We start from the raw sequence: 15,219 nt of genomic DNA on the forward strand, positions 1-15,219 counted from the left end.
CTTTAGCGCCCGGCGACGCACAAGCGCGCCGGACGACGGTATGGTGGTTACAGCACCCGGTGCGCCAGCGACGGCAGACGGGTGCGAACCGAATTGAGTAGCGACGGGTCGATCTCGGCGAGGATCACGCCCTCGCCCTTCGGCAGTTCGGCCAGAATCCGGCCCCACGGGTCGATGATCATCGAGTGGCCGTGGGTCTTGCGGCCGTTCTCGTGTTCGCCGCCCTGCGCCGAGGCGATCACGTAGGCCTGGCTCTCGATCGCGCGCGCGCGCAGCAGCGGCTCCCAGTGCGCCTCGCCGGTGGTGGCGGTAAACGCCGCCGGCAGCACGAACAGGTCGAACGGCGCCAGCGCCCTAAATAGCTCCGGGAAGCGCAGGTCGTAGCAGATGCCGAAGGCGATCTCGGCGAGCGGCGTGCTGATCTTCAGCGGTGCCTGGCCCGGACGGATGGTGTTGGATTCACAGTAGCTCTCGCCGAGGCCCGAGAAGCCGAACAGGTGGATCTTGTCGTAGCGCGCCAGCTGCTCGCCGTCTGGGGAAAACACCAGCGTGCTGTTGAACACCCGCCCAGGCTCCGAGCACTCCAGCGGCACCGTGCCGCCGACCAGCCACACATCGTTGTCGCGCGCCATCTCGGCGAGCGCCGCCTGCATCGGCCCGTCGCCCGGCGTTTCGCGCAAGCCCACCTTGTCGGTTTCGTGGCGGCCCATCAGCACGAAGTACTCGGGCAGCACCACCAACTTGGCGCCCCCCTCGGCCGCTTCGCGCACCAGCCGCGCGGCGGTTTCCAGGTTGCGGGTCACGTCGGTGCCGGACACCATCTGCACGGCGGCGGCGATAAAGCGTTGGTTCATGGCTTGGTGTCTTTCGGCGGGGTGCTGACGCCCCCGCCCAGTTTGGTCACTTTCGGGTCGGTCAGCGACCCGCTGATGTCATAGTCTAACGAGAAAATCTTGCTGACGGGGTCCTGCAGCACTTTCTGCGCCGCCAGCGCCGCCACCCCGACCACCGGGTTGAGCAGCGCCACCCCGGCCGCGATCGCCACGCCTTCGGATAGGTGCGGCGTCACGTGTACTTTCAGTTTCTGCTGTTCTGCCGCCAGGTCAACCTCCCCGGCGATCGCCACGTCGGCGCCCGGCCCCTTCATCATCAGGTTATTGGAGTGGAACACGCCATGGTTGACCTGCGCGGTGCCGGTGATGCTGTCGAAGGCGAAGCCGCTACTGAACACGTCGGTGAAATCGAGTTTGATGCGGCGCGGCAGCGATTGCAGGCTGATCACGCCCAGGAGCCGCGCCACCCCCGGTTCCAGCTTGGCAAAGCGGCCGTCGTGAGCATCGACCGTCATCGTGCCGCTGAGCTGTTCCATCGAGAAATCGGCCACCCGGCCCGGCCAGTTGAGCTTGGCGTTGAGCGAGCCGCGCCCTTTCATCACTGCGCTCGCCTCGCCGAAGCGGGCCAGCAGTTGGCCGAGGTTGTCGGACGTGACCGTCACCGAGCTGTCGACCCGGCTCGACACGCCACCGCTGCCGGCGCCGTGCGCCAGCAGCGAGCCCTCGAGCCTGCCGTCCGGGTTCGCCACGCTCAACTTACTGACCCGCCAGTCGCTGCCGTCAGAACGCGCCTGCATCATCAGCGTACCGAGCTCGCCACCGCGAAAGCGCAGCCGCTGCACTTCGACGTCGAGCGCCGGCAGAGTATCGAGCGATTCGATGCCCGACGCGGTCGCCGCCGGCTTGCTGGCGGTCGTCGGCAGCAGGCTGGCCGGCAGCGGCAGATCGAGCCGCGGCAGGCGGGCGCGTACCGTGCCGTCACCGGCCGACAGATAGTCGAGCTGGCCGCTCAGCTCGCGCGACGCCAGGTCGACGTGCCAGCCGTCGCCGCCCGGCAGCGACGCCACCCGGGCCTTCACCGCGTTGATCCGGTGCTCGCCGAGCGACAGCGTGTCGGTGGCCAGGTCCAGCGCCAGCGGCAGCGACTCCGCGTTGCTGGCGGGCACGGCCGTCGACGGTTTGCCGGATTTGGCCAGGTCCAGCCACGGGCTCAGGTCGAGCGTCGGCGCCGCCACCCGGATCGCCAGGCCGCGCGCCGGCGCCGGGCCAGGACTGGTGCCGATCGCCACCGCACCGGAGGTCAATTCGCCCTTGTCCGAAACCTTTAGCGTGCCGCTGGAGCGGCCGGTCAGCGCATAGCCGATAGTCCAGGCGGTGGCGTCGCGGCTGTCCGGCCTTACCGCGACGCTGAGCGGCAGCTGGCTGTCGCCCGGCTTGTCGGCCGGCGCCGGGCCGATGAGCCGGGTACCTTGCAGGTTGGAGTTGACGGTGAGATTTTCCAGCCCCTGGTGCACCGCGAAGCGCACCTGGTAGGCGGAGCGGCCGTCGGCGAAACGCGCAAGCGGCGGCACGTACTGGTTGAACACCGCCCGGGTATCGGCCACGCCGTCGAGCGCGAAGCGCATCCGCGACTCGGCGTCGGTGTTCGCGATCAGCCGGAAGCGGCCGCCCAGCGTGTTGAACGTCAGCCCACGGCTGTCCACGCCGTGCTCGGTAAAGGTCAGCACGCCGGAGAGCCTATCAGCCTCTGGGATCGGGAACCGGCCGAAGCCGAGCCGGTTGTCGGCAAGCTGTATGTCGCCGCGCACCTTGACCGGCTCCGGGCCGTGCAGCGGGATCTCCAACTGCAGCGCCAGACCCGCGTTGCCGGCGCCCTTCAACTGGCCGGTGAAACCGCCGAGCCAGCCGTCGACCGGGCTCTGCGTGGTGAAGCCGAGCATCTGCTGCAGTGGCCCCTTCGCCTTGCCGGTCAGCGTCAGCACCGGCGTGTCGGCGCCAAGGTCGGCGATGGTCGCGACCACGTCGTTGACCGGCACGCCGACGGTGCTGCCCTCTTTGCCGTCGACCACCATCTGTTCGTTGTGAAAGCGCAGGCTGCCGTTGATGGCCTTCACCTCCGGCCAGCCGGTTTCGTAGTGCAGCGTCACGTCGTCGAGATCGGCGTCGACGCCGAATTCGCCGCCCTGCCCGCCGCGGAACGGGAAACGCTCGAGGTCGCCCTTCAGCACAAAACGCGCGTTGCGCGCCTGGCCGGCCAACAGCGCGCCGCGCAGCCAGGTCAGCGTCTTCTCGCCGACCTGGTACGGCAGGTAGTCGACCACCTTCGCCGCCGCTACCCGGTCGATGCCGCCGCTCAGATTGATCAGGCCGGCGCCCCCGCCGGTATAGCGATACTGTCCGCTGACCGAGCCGGCCAGCACGGCGTCGGCAAACTGTAACTGGCGGATGTTGAACGTCGCGCCACGGGCGTCACGCGTCCAGTCAAGGTTGGCCGAAAGCCTCTCGAAATGCAGCGGCTTGGCGAACAAGTGCGACAGCGTCACCTCGCTCTTGCCGTTGTCGAGCGTGAGCTGCCCCCCCTGCTCGCTTAGCGTCACCTTGCCGCTGGCGCCGACCACGCCGGGCACGCGGCCGACCTCGTCCCAGCCGAGGTCCTTGAACGCCGTCGAGAGCTTGTAGCGGTGCGGCGCATCGAACGGCCCTTCCCAGCTCGCCGCCAGCCCGGTCAGCGTGCCCTGCGGGTCGAGCCTTCGTACCAACGGGTTGCGATCGGCCTGCAGCGCGTGCAACAGCGGCGCCAGCGCCGCCAGATGCGCATTGTCGAGCGCCAGCTCGCCGATGCCCTGCGCACCGCCGCGGATGCGGCCCTTCAGGTTGGCCTTCTGCACCGCAATACCGGCGGTGGTCACCAGAGTCAGGTCCTCGCCGTCGACCTGATAGGCGCCGTCCGACTGGCGCTTCAGCGTCAGCTTGCCGCTCATGTCCGGCACCACCATCTGGCCGGCGCCGGCCGGAGTGAAGGTAGCGTTGAGGATGCGCACGTCGGCCGACAGCGCGGTGATGTTACCGGCGTCAAAACCCAGCGTGACCTTGCCCTGGCCCTGACCGCTGGTGAGGCTGCCGAGCTCGGCGAGATAACGGCTCCACGGCCCGGCCTGCGCAGCGCTCAGCTCCAACGACATCTGGCCCGACCACTGCCGCCATTCGCGGATGTCGCTGCCGTGCCAGCCGGCGCTGAAGTCCATGTTCTGGCCGAGACCGCGCGCGGTTTCACCGCTAATCGTCAGCTGATGGCCAAATAGGCCATGGCTCAGCACCAGTTGGCCGCCGGACAGTTCCATCGGCGGCAACGCCAGCCAGTTGTCGCGCCACACCAGTTGGGCATGATCGACGCGCACCTCGCCCTGATGCAGCAGCCAGTTGATCAGATGGCCGTCGGACGGCGTGTCGGACAGCTGCACACCGTTTACCGACAGGTGGCGCTGCGGGTCGCGGACGATCTCGATGCGCGGCGTGTCGAGTTCCACCCGCGAAAAGCGTGGCTCCAGCGCGGCCAGGCTCCACCACGATGGTTTCAGCGACATGCCGGCCAGCGTCAGCGACGCCCCGCCCTTCGGGTCGAGCAGCGCCAGTTTCTTAAGCTGCAGCACCGGCGCGACGCCGGACCAGTGACCGGACAGGGAGCCGACCCGGACGGTGCGGCCGGTCGCCTGCGACAGCATGGATTCGAGATCGGGGCGGTACACATCGAGACGCGGCAGGAACCAGAAGGTGAAAACGGCAAAGGCCACCATCAACAACACGACCAGACTGCCCAGCAGCCAGCCGGTCAACCGCAGCAGAAGCTTGAGCACCCGCAGCACCGGCAGGCTGCCCAGCATGACGAGGAGCTTTTCCAAAGAAGCCAAACCGTTACACAATGGGGAAATTGATCAGGGACAATGCCTACGCAGGCACGAGCGACCATTATGCCAGTAAACCCGCCCGACACCATCGACCGCGCACGCGGCTTTTCACTCTATCTGGACCGCTTGCTGACCGCCCGTCCGGCCTTGGCCGAGCAGCTCGCTGCCGAGCTCGACCAGCCGCTGCGCCGCGCCCTGATGGAGCGCTTCGCCAATTGGACCACGGTCGACACCCCCGACGCGCTGATTCCGCTGTTGCGCCAGCTGCGCCAGGCGGTGATGGCACGGCTGATCAGTCGCGACCTCGGCGGCCTCGCCGACCTCGACGAGGTGGTCGGCACCATCAGCGAGCTAGCCGACTTCGCGATCGAACAGGCGATCCGGGTTGGTCGAAACCAGCTTGCCCACTACGGCGAGCCGATCGGCGACGAAACCGGCGAAGTGCAGGAGCTGATCGTGATCGCGATGGGCAAGCTCGGCGGCTTCGAGCTCAACGTCTCGTCCGATATCGACCTGATCTTCATCTACCCGGAAAGCGGCGAGACCAACGGCGGCCGCAAGCTGTCCAATCACGAGTACTTCACCAAACTCGGCAAGGAAATCATCCGCATCATCAGCGAGCCGACCGGCGACGGCCTGGTGTTCCGCGTCGACATGCGGCTGCGCCCCTACGGCGACTCCGGCCCGCTGGTGATGGGCTTCGCCGCGCTGGAAAACTACCTGATCACCCAGGGCCGCGAGTGGGAACGCTACGCCTGGATCAAGGCACGCGCCGTCACCGGCGACGCCGACGGCCTCGCCCAATTGGCGCGCCCCTTCGTCTACCGCAAGTACCTTGATTATGGCGCCTACGGCGCGATGCGCGAGCTGCACAGCCAGATCCGCCGCGAGGTGGCGCGCCGCGACATGGCCGACAACATCAAGCTCGGCCCGGGCGGCATCCGCGAGGTGGAGTTCATCGCCCAGGTGTTCCAGCTGATCCGCGGCGGCCGCGAGAAACGGCTGCAGCTGAAGAGCACCCGCGAGACGCTGGCGCTGGTCGCCGAATTGCGCCTGTTGGAGCCGGAAGCGGTACAGGAGCTGACCGAGGCGTACGCTTTCCTGCGCAACCTAGAGCACCGCCTGCAGTACCTCGACGACCAGCAGACGCAGACGCTGCCGGCCGATGCCGCCAACCAGGCGAAGATCGCCGAGAGCATGGGCTTTGCCGACTGGCCGACCTTCCTCGACGGCCTCAACCGCCACCGTCGCCACGTCACCCGCCACTTCGAACAGGTATTCCTGCTGCCGACCGAAGGCGCCGCCGACCATCCGTTAACCCCGCTGTGGCGCGACATCCTCGACTACGAACCGAGCGAGGCACTGGCCGGCCTCGGCTTCGCCGACCCCCAAGCGGTCGCCCGTCAGCTCAAGGGCCTGGCGCAGAGCGCCCGCTACCAGCAGCTGCCGGTCGGCAACCGCAAGAAGTTCGACACGCTGATCGGCCCGCTGATCGAGGTCGCCGCCAACACCGCCAACCCGGACGCGACGCTGTCGCGCATCCTCTCGCTCTTGGAAGCGATCAGCCGGCGCTCGGCCTACCTGGCGCTGCTGTCCGAATACCCGCAGACGCTGCACCGGCTGGCGTCGATCTACTCGGCGAGCAGCTGGGTGTCGGGCTACCTGACCCGCCACCCGATCCTGCTCGACGAGCTCCTGGACGCCCGCATGCTGTACGCCACGCCGGACTGGCCGCAGCTAACGGCGGAGCTGGAGCAGCAGCTCGTCGACTGCGACCGCGACGTCGAGGCGAAGATGGACGTGCTACGCCACTTCCAGCACGCCCAGACCTTCCGCCTGGTGTCGCAGGACCTGGCCGGGATGTGGACGGTCGAGGCGCTGTCCGACGAGCTGTCGCAGCTGGCCGACATCGTGCTCGACGCCGCGCTGCGCCACGCCTGGCAGGACGTGCCGGGCCGCCACCGCGAGGTGCCGAAGTTCGCCATCGCCGGTTACGGCCGGCTCGGCGGCAAGGAGCTCGGCTACGCGTCCGACCTCGACATCATCTTCCTCTACGACGACGACCATCCGGACGCGCCGGAGCTGTACGCTCGCCTGGCCCGCCGGCTGTCGACCTGGCTGACCACCGCCACCGCCGCCGGCGGGCTGTACGAGATCGACCTGCGGTTGCGTCCGAACGGCTCGAGCGGCCTCTTGGTCAGCACCGTCGCCGCGTTCGAAAACTACCAGCGCAAGGAGGCGTGGATCTGGGAACACCAGGCGCTGACCCGCGCCCGCTTCGTCGCCGGCGACGCGCCGATCGGCGAAGCGTTCGAGCGGATCCGCCACGCCGTGCTGACGCTGGAGCGCGACAAGGACAAGCTGAGCGACGAAGTGACCGGCATGCGCGAGAAGATGTTCGAAACCCACCCACCGCTCGACGAGGACGTGAAATACGCGCGCGGCGGTGTAGTCGACGTCGAGTTCATCGTCCAGTACCTGATCCTCGAACACGCCCACCGCCTGCCCGAGCTGACCCGCAACAGCGGCAATATCGCGCTATTGGCTGTCGCCGCCGACGCCGGCCTGATCGACCCGGCACTCGCCAATGGCGCGCGCGAGGCGTACCGTCACTACCGCCGCCTGCAACACACGGTGCGCTTGCGCGACGTGCCGCTGACCGAGCCGAGCGACGGGCTGGTCGCGCACTACCAGCTGGTGCGCACGCTGTGGCAGCAGGTGTTCGGCCAGGCGGTGCGCTTTTCCTGATAGCGGAAGTGCTACAGCGCGTTACAGTTCACAAGCGGGAGCGCAGCGGTATAATCGGCTGCTGACTTGGTAAACACAAAACAACGGAGAGATGACTATGTCGATGGCAGACCGCGACGGTTTTATCTGGTACGACGGCAAGCTGGTGGACTGGCGCAGCGCCACCACCCACGTGCTGACCCATACCCTGCACTATGGCATGGGCGTCTTCGAAGGGGTACGCGCGTACGAAACACCGAAGGGCCCGGCCATCTTCCGTCTGCAGGATCACACCGACCGGCTGTTCCGCTCGGCGCACATCCTCGGCATCAACCTGCCGTTCAGCAAGGAAGAGATCAACGCCGCCCACCTGGCGGTGGTGAAGGAAAACGCGCTCAAGTCGTGTTACTTCCGCCCGATGGCGTTCTACGGCTCGGGCAAGCTCGGCGTGGCGCCACCGACCAACGACGTGCACGTGATCGTCGCCGCCTGGCCGTGGGGTGCCTACCTCGGTGAGGAAGGCATGGAAAAAGGCATCCGGGTGAAGACCAGCTCGTTCACCCGCCACCATGTCAACATCACCATGTGCAAGGCCAAGGCCAACGGCAACTACATGAACTCGATCCTCGCCAACACCGAAGCGACCCGCGACGGCTACGACGAGGCGCTGCTGTTGGACGTCGACGGCTTCGTCGCCGAAGGCTCGGGCGAGAACATCTTCCTGGTCCGCCGCGGCAAGCTCTACACGCCGGACCTGACCAGCGCGCTCGAGGGCATCACCCGCGACACCGTGGTCGAGATCGCCAAGGAGATGGGCCTCGAGCTGATCGAGAAGCGCATCACCCGCGACGAGGTGTACTGCGCCGACGAGGCGTTCTTCACCGGCACCGCCGCCGAAGTCACCCCGATCCGCGAGCTCGACAACCGCGCCATCGGCGCGGGCAAACGCGGCCCGATCACCGCCGAGATCCAGCGTCGCTACTTTGACATCGTCAAGGGCGAGAGCGCCGAGCACGAGCGCTGGCTCACCTACGTCAACCAGTAATCACTCACGGGCTCCCGCTCGCCGGGAGCCCAGGTTTCAGGAATTACCAGCATGGCCGAACTCAAAGAAAACACCCAGCGCGTGATCGAGGTCACCGAAAAGGACCTGCCGCTGCACTGCCCGACCCCGGACCAGGTGAAGTGGAACTCGCACCCGCGCGTGTTCCTGCCGGTCGCCAAGACCGGCGAGGCGCTCTGCCCGTACTGCGGCACGCTGTACAAGCTGGTCGGCCCGGTGAGCGGCCATCATCACTGAGCGATCGTTGTCACCCGTAACTGCAAGGTGTGGCCTGTGCCGCACCTTTTTTGCTTGTCTATGATCAAGAAAATCCTGGTGATCGGCCCGTCCTGGGTCGGCGACAGCGTGATGGCGCAACCGCTCTACCGACGCCTGCACGAACGCCACCCCGGTCTGGAACTGCATGTATTCGCCCCGGCCTGGACGCTGCCACTATTGGCACGGATGCCGGAGGTGGCACGCGCCCACCTCAACCCGTTCGGTCACGGCCAGCTGCGCCTGCTCGAGCGGTGGCGCGTGGCGCGCCAGCTGGCGCGCGAGAAGTTCGATCAGGTGATCGTGCTGCCCAACTCGCTCAAGTCCGCGCTGGTGCCATTCCTCGCCGGCGTGCCCTTGCGTACCGGCTTCATCGGCGAGTCGCGCTACGGCCTGCTCAACGACAGCCGCGAGCTCGACGAGAAGGCACTGCCGATGATGGTCGAGCGCTTCTGCGCCTTGGCCGAATCGCGCCAGCACGCGCTCAGCCGGCCGATTCCGCACCCGCAGCTGCAGGTGCAACCGGCGAGCCAAGAGGCCGCGCTCGCCCGCCTTGCGCTCGTCACCGACCGCCCGATCGCCGCGTTCTGTCCGGGCGCCGAATACGGCCCGGCCAAGCGCTGGCCGGCCCGCCACTTCGCCGAGCTGGCGCGTCGCTTCGACGCCGCCGGCTACGCGGTGTGGCTGTTCGGCTCGGGCAAGGACCGCGAGATCAGCGAGGAAATCGTCCAGCTGTCCGGCGGCCTGGCGGTGAATCTCGCTGGCAATACCGGCCTCGACGAGGCGATCGACCTGATGGGTCTGGTCGACATCGCCGTCTGCAACGATTCGGGGCTGATGCACGTCGCCGCCGCGCTCGGCAAGCCGCTGGTCGCACTGTACGGCTCGTCGAGCCCGGACTTCACCCCGCCACTGTCGGACGACGCGGCCATCGTCAGCCTGAACCTCGACTGCAGCCCCTGTTTCGAGCGCGTCTGCCCGCTCGGCCACACCGACTGCCTCGAGAAGCTGCTGCCCGAACGGGTCTGGAGCTCCGCGCAGAAGCTGCTGGCCGCCGATCCCAGCAAAACCATCATTCCAATCCATTCATGAGTCGACACACCACCAACACCGCCGACGATGGCAGCCGCCGCATGGAGCTGGTGCGCGCCGCCGCGCGCCTGTTCCGCGACCAGGGTTACGAGCGCACCACGGTGCGCGACCTCGGTAACGCGGTCGGCCTGCAGTCCGGCAGCCTGTTCTACCACTTCCGCACCAAGGAAGAGATGCTGGTCGCCGTGATGGCGCTGGGCATCAGCAGCACCACCGAGCAGCTCGAGGCCGCGCTGAAGGCGGCCAAGGGCACCCGCGCGCGCCTCGCCGCACTGTTCCACGTCCACCTCAACTCGTTGCTCGGCGACAACCAGGCGGCACTCGAAGTGATGCTGTACGAGTGGCACAGCCTATCCGATGCCGTCCGCCCGGGTCTGATCGTGCTGCGCGACCGCTACGAGGCACTCTGGCAGCAGGTGCTCGAGGAGGCCGCCGCCGAAGGCCTGGTCAAGCCGGACACCGGCCTCTTGCGCCGCTCGCTGCTGGGCAGCCTGCACTGGACCGTGCAGTGGTACAAGCGCGACGGCGAACTGTCGGTCAGCGCGCTGGCCGACCGCCTGCTGGCGCTGGCACTGACCCGCTGAGCAACACCAGCTGCCCGGCCAGCTTCGGCCAGCTTCGGCCAACCTTAGCAGCGATAGCCAGCAGCAATCCCGGCATAAACAGGATGAATTGGACAAGCCAGCCGGCTTTCCCGATACTCGCAGCCGCACAACCCGCGGCGCCCGCGGCTTGATGAACCGGCCGGCCGCCACCATGTCTGACCATGAGACATGGCCGCTTCGCCGGCCGTAGCCGAGTCAATAGCTTGCGCCCATCAACGAAACAGGAATCCCTATGAGCACATCCCGTCACAGCCGTCTTCTGATTCTGGGTTCCGGCCCGGCCGGTTACACCGCCGCCGTGTACGCCGCGCGTGCCAACCTCGACCCGGTACTGGTGACCGGCATGGCCCAGGGCGGTCAGCTGATGACCACCACCGACGTCGACAACTGGCCGGCCGACGCAGGCGGCGTGCAGGGTCCGGAACTGATGCAGCGCTTCTTGGAGCACTCCGAGCGCTTCGGCACCGAGATGATCTTCGACCACATCCACACCGCCAGGGTCACCGAGAAGCCGATCCGTCTGATCGGCGATTCGGGCGAGTACACCTGCGACGCGCTGATCATCGCGACCGGCGCGTCGGCCCAGTACCTCGGCCTGCCGTCCGAAGAAGCGTTCTCCGGCAAGGGCGTGTCGGCGTGCGCCACCTGCGACGGTTTCTTCTACCGCAAGCAGGACGTCGCCGTGGTCGGCGGCGGCAACACCGCGGTCGAAGAGGCGCTGTACCTCGCCAACATCGCCAAGCATGTCACCCTGATCCACCGCCGCGACACCTTCCGCGCCGAGAAGATCCTGATCGACAAGCTGATGAGCCGCGTCGAAGAAGGCAAGATCACGCTGAAGCTGAACGCCACGCTCGACGAAGTGCTCGGTGACAAGTCGGGCGTGACCGGCGCACGGATCAAGTTCAAGGACGGCAACACCGAGAACCTGGAACTGACCGGCGTGTTCATCGCGATCGGCCACAAGCCGAATACCGACCTGTTCAGGGGCCAGCTGGAGATCGACAGCAACGGTTACCTGATCACCCAGGGCGGCCGCGACGGCAATGCCACCCAGACCAGCATCAAGGGCGTGTTCGCCGCCGGCGACGTGCAGGACCACATCTACCGCCAGGCGGTGACCAGCGCCTCTTCCGGCTGCCAGGCCGCCCTCGACGCCGAGCGCTTCCTCGACGGTCTGTAAGCTTGAAGAAGTCCCTCAAGGACCAGCTCAAGCCGATCAAAGCACAGGCAAGGCCCAGCGCCTTGCCTGTGCTGCGTTCGGCCACCCCGCCGCCACCCGAACCCGAGCCGGACTTCCGCCGGCTGTTCGCCGACGTCGTGCCGCTCAAGCGCGCCCCGCGCCATACCCCTACCCCGCCACGGCCCAGCGTCAAGCCACGCCGCCCCCCGCAGGAAACGCCGATCAGCGCCGCGCTGCACGCCGAACTGATGCGCCATGCGGTCGGCTGGTTTGAGCCGGCCGAGGCCGACCAGAGCTTCGCCAAACCCGGCCAGACAAGCGCCACGCTGCGCCGGCTACGCGCCGGCCACTGGCCGGTGGCCGCCGAGCTCGACCTGCACGGGCTCGACCGCTTCGCCGCGCAGGAACGCCTCGCGCTGTTCCTCTACAAGGCGCGCCACTTGGGCGTGTGCGTACGGGTGATCCACGGCAAGGGCTTCGGTTCGGTCGACGGCGAGCCGGTGCTGAAACGGATGGTGCGCGGCTGGCTCAAACACCATCCGGACGTGCTAGCCTATTGTGAGGCGGACGAACGCTGCGGTGGCCACGGCGCGCTGTTGGTGCTGCTACGCACGCTGCGTCCGCACGAACGCGATACCGACTGAGCCGCGATACAAGGGCGATGTCATTGAAGGTCAAATCCGCTAAGCTTGAGGCATAACACCAGCAAAATTGGCCGCGCGGGGCGCCTCACCCGCTGCCGCCGACAAAAACAAACGGAGTCACCTAATGGAAGGCCAACGCTGCCCCGACTTCACACTGCCCGCCACCTCGGGCCAGAGTTTCACCCTCACTACGGCCAAGAAGCCGCTGGTCATCTACTTTTACCCCAAAGACAACACCCCCGGCTGCACCACCGAAGGCGTGGCCTTCCGCGACCTGTACGGCGATTTCCAGGCCGCCGGCGCCGAGGTGGTCGGCGTCTCGCGCGACAGCCTGAAGTCGCATGAGAACTTCAAGGCCAAGTTTGCCCTGCCGTTCGAACTCTTGTCCGACAGCGACGAGACGGTGTGCAATTTGTTCGCTGTCATGAAGCTGAAAAATATGTACGGCAAACAGGTAAGAGGCGTCGAACGCAGTACCTTCGTGATCGACGCCGACGGCACCCTGGCCCGCGCCTGGCGCGGCGTAAAGGTGCCGGGTCATGCAGAGGAGGTGCTGGCGTACGTCAAGACGCTGTAACACCGCTTCCATACCGCCCGGCCCGTGGCCGGGCACTTCTCGAAAAGGGGATGCATTATGGTCAGCCACATGGTCAGCCACAGCAAAAGCAAGGTCAGCAAGCTTTTTGTCCTGGACACCAACGTTCTCCTGCACGACCCCAGCTGCCTGTTCCGCTTCGAGGAACACGATATCTTCATCCCCATCATCACCCTCGAAGAACTCGACACCCACAAGAAAGGCATGACCGAGGTCGCGCGCAACGCCCGCCAGGCCAGCCGCTTCCTCGACGAAATCGTCAGCCACAGCGAAGCCAAGATCGAAGCCGGCATCCCGCTGAAAACCGCCAGCGCTTCCGCCGACGGCAAATTGATCCTGCAGACCCAGGCGATCCACAGTGTGCTGCCCGGCTCGATGCCAGTCGGCAAGGCCGACAACCAGATCCTCGGCATCGTGATGGCGTTGAAGGAGATCCACCCTGACCGCGCGGTAATCCTCGTCTCCAAAGACATCAATATGCGCATCAAGGCGCGGGCGCTGGCGCTGGATGCCGAGGATTACTTCAACGACAAGGTGCTGGAAGACACCGACCTGCTCTATACCGGCGCACGCGAGATCAACGGCGAGTTCTGGGACCGCAACGGCCAGGACCTGCGCTCCTGGCAGGAACACGGCCGCAGCTACTACCAGCTACAGGGACCGGACGTGCAGTCCTTGCACCTGAACCAGCTGCTCTGGCAGAGCGATGAACAGAGCACGCTGGCCGCTCGGGTGGTAGGCATCAACGGCAAAAGCGCACAGCTGGAAACGCTCAAGGACTACTCGCACCAGAAGAACAACGTCTGGGGCATCGTGGCGCGCAACCGCGAGCAGAACTTCGCGCTCAACCTGCTGATGGACCCCGAGATCGACTTCGTCACCCTGCTCGGCCAAGCCGGCACCGGCAAGACGCTGCTGACGCTGGCGGCGGGCCTGGCGATGACGCTGGAACAGAAACAGTACAGCGAGATCATCATGACCCGCGTCACCGTGCCGGTCGGCGAGGACATCGGCTTTCTGCCCGGCACCGAAGAGGAAAAGATGGCACCGTGGATGGGCGCGCTCGAGGACAACCTCGACGTGCTCAACAAGAGCGACGACGACGGCGGCGACTGGGGCCGTGCCGCCACCCGCGAGCTGGTACGGTCGCGGATCAAGATCAAGTCGCTCAACTTTATGCGCGGCCGCACCTTCCTCAACAAGTACCTGATCATCGACGAGGCGCAGAACCTGACACCGAAGCAAATGAAGACGCTGATCACCCGCGCCGGCCCCGGCACCAAGGTGGTCTGCCTCGGCAACATCGCGCAGATCGACACGCCGTACTTGACCGAGGGCAGTTCCGGCATCACCTACGTGGTCGACCGCTTCAAGGGCTGGCAGCACTCCGGCCACATCACGCTGCAACGCGGCGAGCGCTCGCGACTGGCCGATCACGCCGCCGAGATTCTGTAATGTCGATCCGCCTCGAACTGATCCACGAGGCGGCAAGAGGGGCGCGGCGCGAGCTGCCGCCCCTTTTGTTCGTGCACGGCGCCTTCTGCGGCGCCTGGTGCTGGCAGGCCCGCTTCACACCCTGGCTGGCCGAACGCGGCGTCGACTGCTGGGCACTCAGCCTCGCCGGCCACGGCGAAAGCTCCGGCCACGAGCGACGCAACACGCTGAGCGTCGACGACTACGTCGACAACGTCGAGAGTGTCCTATCTCGGCTGCCGGCACCGCCGGTGCTGGTCGCGCACTCGATGGGCGGCTTCGTCGCCCAGCAGTTGCTCAGGCGCACCAGCCTGCCGGGGCTCGCACTGCTGGCGCCGGTACCGACCTACGGCCTGGCCGGCTCGACCGCGCAGCTGCTGATCCAGGCACCGGCGCTGCTGTTCAAGCTCAACCTCTACCAGCACGGCCTCTACCGACCTAACTTCGACGAATTGCGCCGGCTACTGTTTTCGGCCGACACCGACGACGAGTCCATCCTGCCCCTGGCCGAACAGGCCCAGCCGGAGAGCCTGCGCGCGATCATGGACATGACGCTGGCCGGGCTGTTACCGCCCGGCCCGCTCAATCCGCCGCCGGCGCTGGTGCTGGGCGCCGGTGACGACGCGCTGATCCCTCGCCACGACGTCGAGGCCACCGCGCGCCGACTCGGCCGGCAGGCCGAGTTCCTGCCCGGCCTCGGCCACATGATGATGCTCGACGCGCACTGGGAGGCCGTCGTACAACGCCTGTTCGACTGGCTGGTCAACGAGCTCGACCAACGCACCACAGAGGACCGTGTCCGGCTTCGGCCAACCGCGATGGCCGGCGTCGACTGAGCAGCACC

General features: G+C 66.8%; 12 protein-coding genes. 10 read left to right on the forward strand and 2 right to left on the reverse strand.

The window, feature by feature from the left end:
- Positions 1 to 47 precede the first annotated feature (47 nt).
- Together ACZ2IA_RS03020 and ACZ2IA_RS03025 are read right to left on the reverse strand one after the other, a co-directional pair.
- Entirely contained in the window at positions 48 to 854 is an 807-nt protein-coding gene (locus ACZ2IA_RS03020; protein WP_470291088.1) for a carbon-nitrogen hydrolase family protein, read from the reverse strand.
- Positions 851 to 4,714, reverse strand: a complete 3,864-nt coding sequence (locus ACZ2IA_RS03025) for a YhdP family protein (RefSeq protein WP_470291089.1) — start codon at positions 4,712 to 4,714, stop codon at positions 851 to 853. Before ACZ2IA_RS03025 ends, ACZ2IA_RS03020 begins: the two co-directional genes overlap by 4 nt.
- Before the next feature lie 87 nt (positions 4,715 to 4,801).
- On the opposite strand from ACZ2IA_RS03025, the gene glnE reads away from it, so the two are divergent.
- The 10 genes from glnE to ACZ2IA_RS03075 all read left to right on the forward strand — a co-directional run bounded on the left by glnE (position 4,802) and on the right by ACZ2IA_RS03075 (position 15,211).
- Positions 4,802 to 7,486: a bifunctional [glutamate--ammonia ligase]-adenylyl-L-tyrosine phosphorylase/[glutamate--ammonia-ligase] adenylyltransferase gene (gene glnE / locus ACZ2IA_RS03030; protein ID WP_470291090.1), complete on the forward strand. Its 2,685-nt coding sequence runs from the start codon at positions 4,802 to 4,804 to the stop codon at positions 7,484 to 7,486.
- A gap of 97 nt (positions 7,487 to 7,583) precedes the next feature.
- Positions 7,584 to 8,510, forward strand: a complete 927-nt coding sequence (locus ACZ2IA_RS03035; protein ID WP_470291091.1) for a branched-chain amino acid transaminase — start codon at positions 7,584 to 7,586, stop codon at positions 8,508 to 8,510.
- A gap of 51 nt (positions 8,511 to 8,561) precedes the next feature.
- Entirely contained in the window at positions 8,562 to 8,765 is a 204-nt protein-coding gene (locus ACZ2IA_RS03040; RefSeq protein WP_470291092.1) for a zinc-finger domain-containing protein, read from the forward strand.
- Positions 8,766 to 8,825: 60 nt separating this feature from the next.
- Positions 8,826 to 9,875: a lipopolysaccharide heptosyltransferase II gene (waaF, locus tag ACZ2IA_RS03045; RefSeq protein ID WP_470291093.1), complete on the forward strand. Its 1,050-nt coding sequence runs from the start codon at positions 8,826 to 8,828 to the stop codon at positions 9,873 to 9,875.
- Entirely contained in the window at positions 9,872 to 10,459 is a 588-nt protein-coding gene (locus ACZ2IA_RS03050; protein WP_470291094.1) for a TetR/AcrR family transcriptional regulator, read from the forward strand. Before waaF ends, ACZ2IA_RS03050 begins: the two co-directional genes overlap by 4 nt.
- A 253-nt stretch (positions 10,460 to 10,712) precedes the next feature.
- Complete coding sequence (gene trxB / locus ACZ2IA_RS03055) at positions 10,713 to 11,663, forward strand: thioredoxin-disulfide reductase (RefSeq protein WP_470291095.1); 951 nt, start codon at positions 10,713 to 10,715, stop codon at positions 11,661 to 11,663.
- A gap of 2 nt (positions 11,664 to 11,665) precedes the next feature.
- Complete coding sequence (locus ACZ2IA_RS03060) at positions 11,666 to 12,307, forward strand: Smr/MutS family protein (protein ID WP_470291096.1); 642 nt, start codon at positions 11,666 to 11,668, stop codon at positions 12,305 to 12,307.
- A 124-nt stretch (positions 12,308 to 12,431) separates the two neighbouring features.
- Entirely contained in the window at positions 12,432 to 12,884 is a 453-nt protein-coding gene (locus ACZ2IA_RS03065; RefSeq protein WP_470291097.1) for a peroxiredoxin, read from the forward strand.
- Between the two features lie 69 nt (positions 12,885 to 12,953).
- Entirely contained in the window at positions 12,954 to 14,357 is a 1,404-nt protein-coding gene (locus tag ACZ2IA_RS03070) for a PhoH family protein (protein WP_470291166.1), read from the forward strand.
- Complete coding sequence (locus tag ACZ2IA_RS03075; protein WP_470291098.1) at positions 14,357 to 15,211, forward strand: alpha/beta hydrolase; 855 nt, start codon at positions 14,357 to 14,359, stop codon at positions 15,209 to 15,211. The genes ACZ2IA_RS03070 and ACZ2IA_RS03075 overlap by 1 nt, the downstream gene beginning before the upstream one ends.
- Positions 15,212 to 15,219 lie beyond the last annotated feature (8 nt).

Source organism: Crenobacter sp. CS_VA4, from assembly GCF_055597485.1.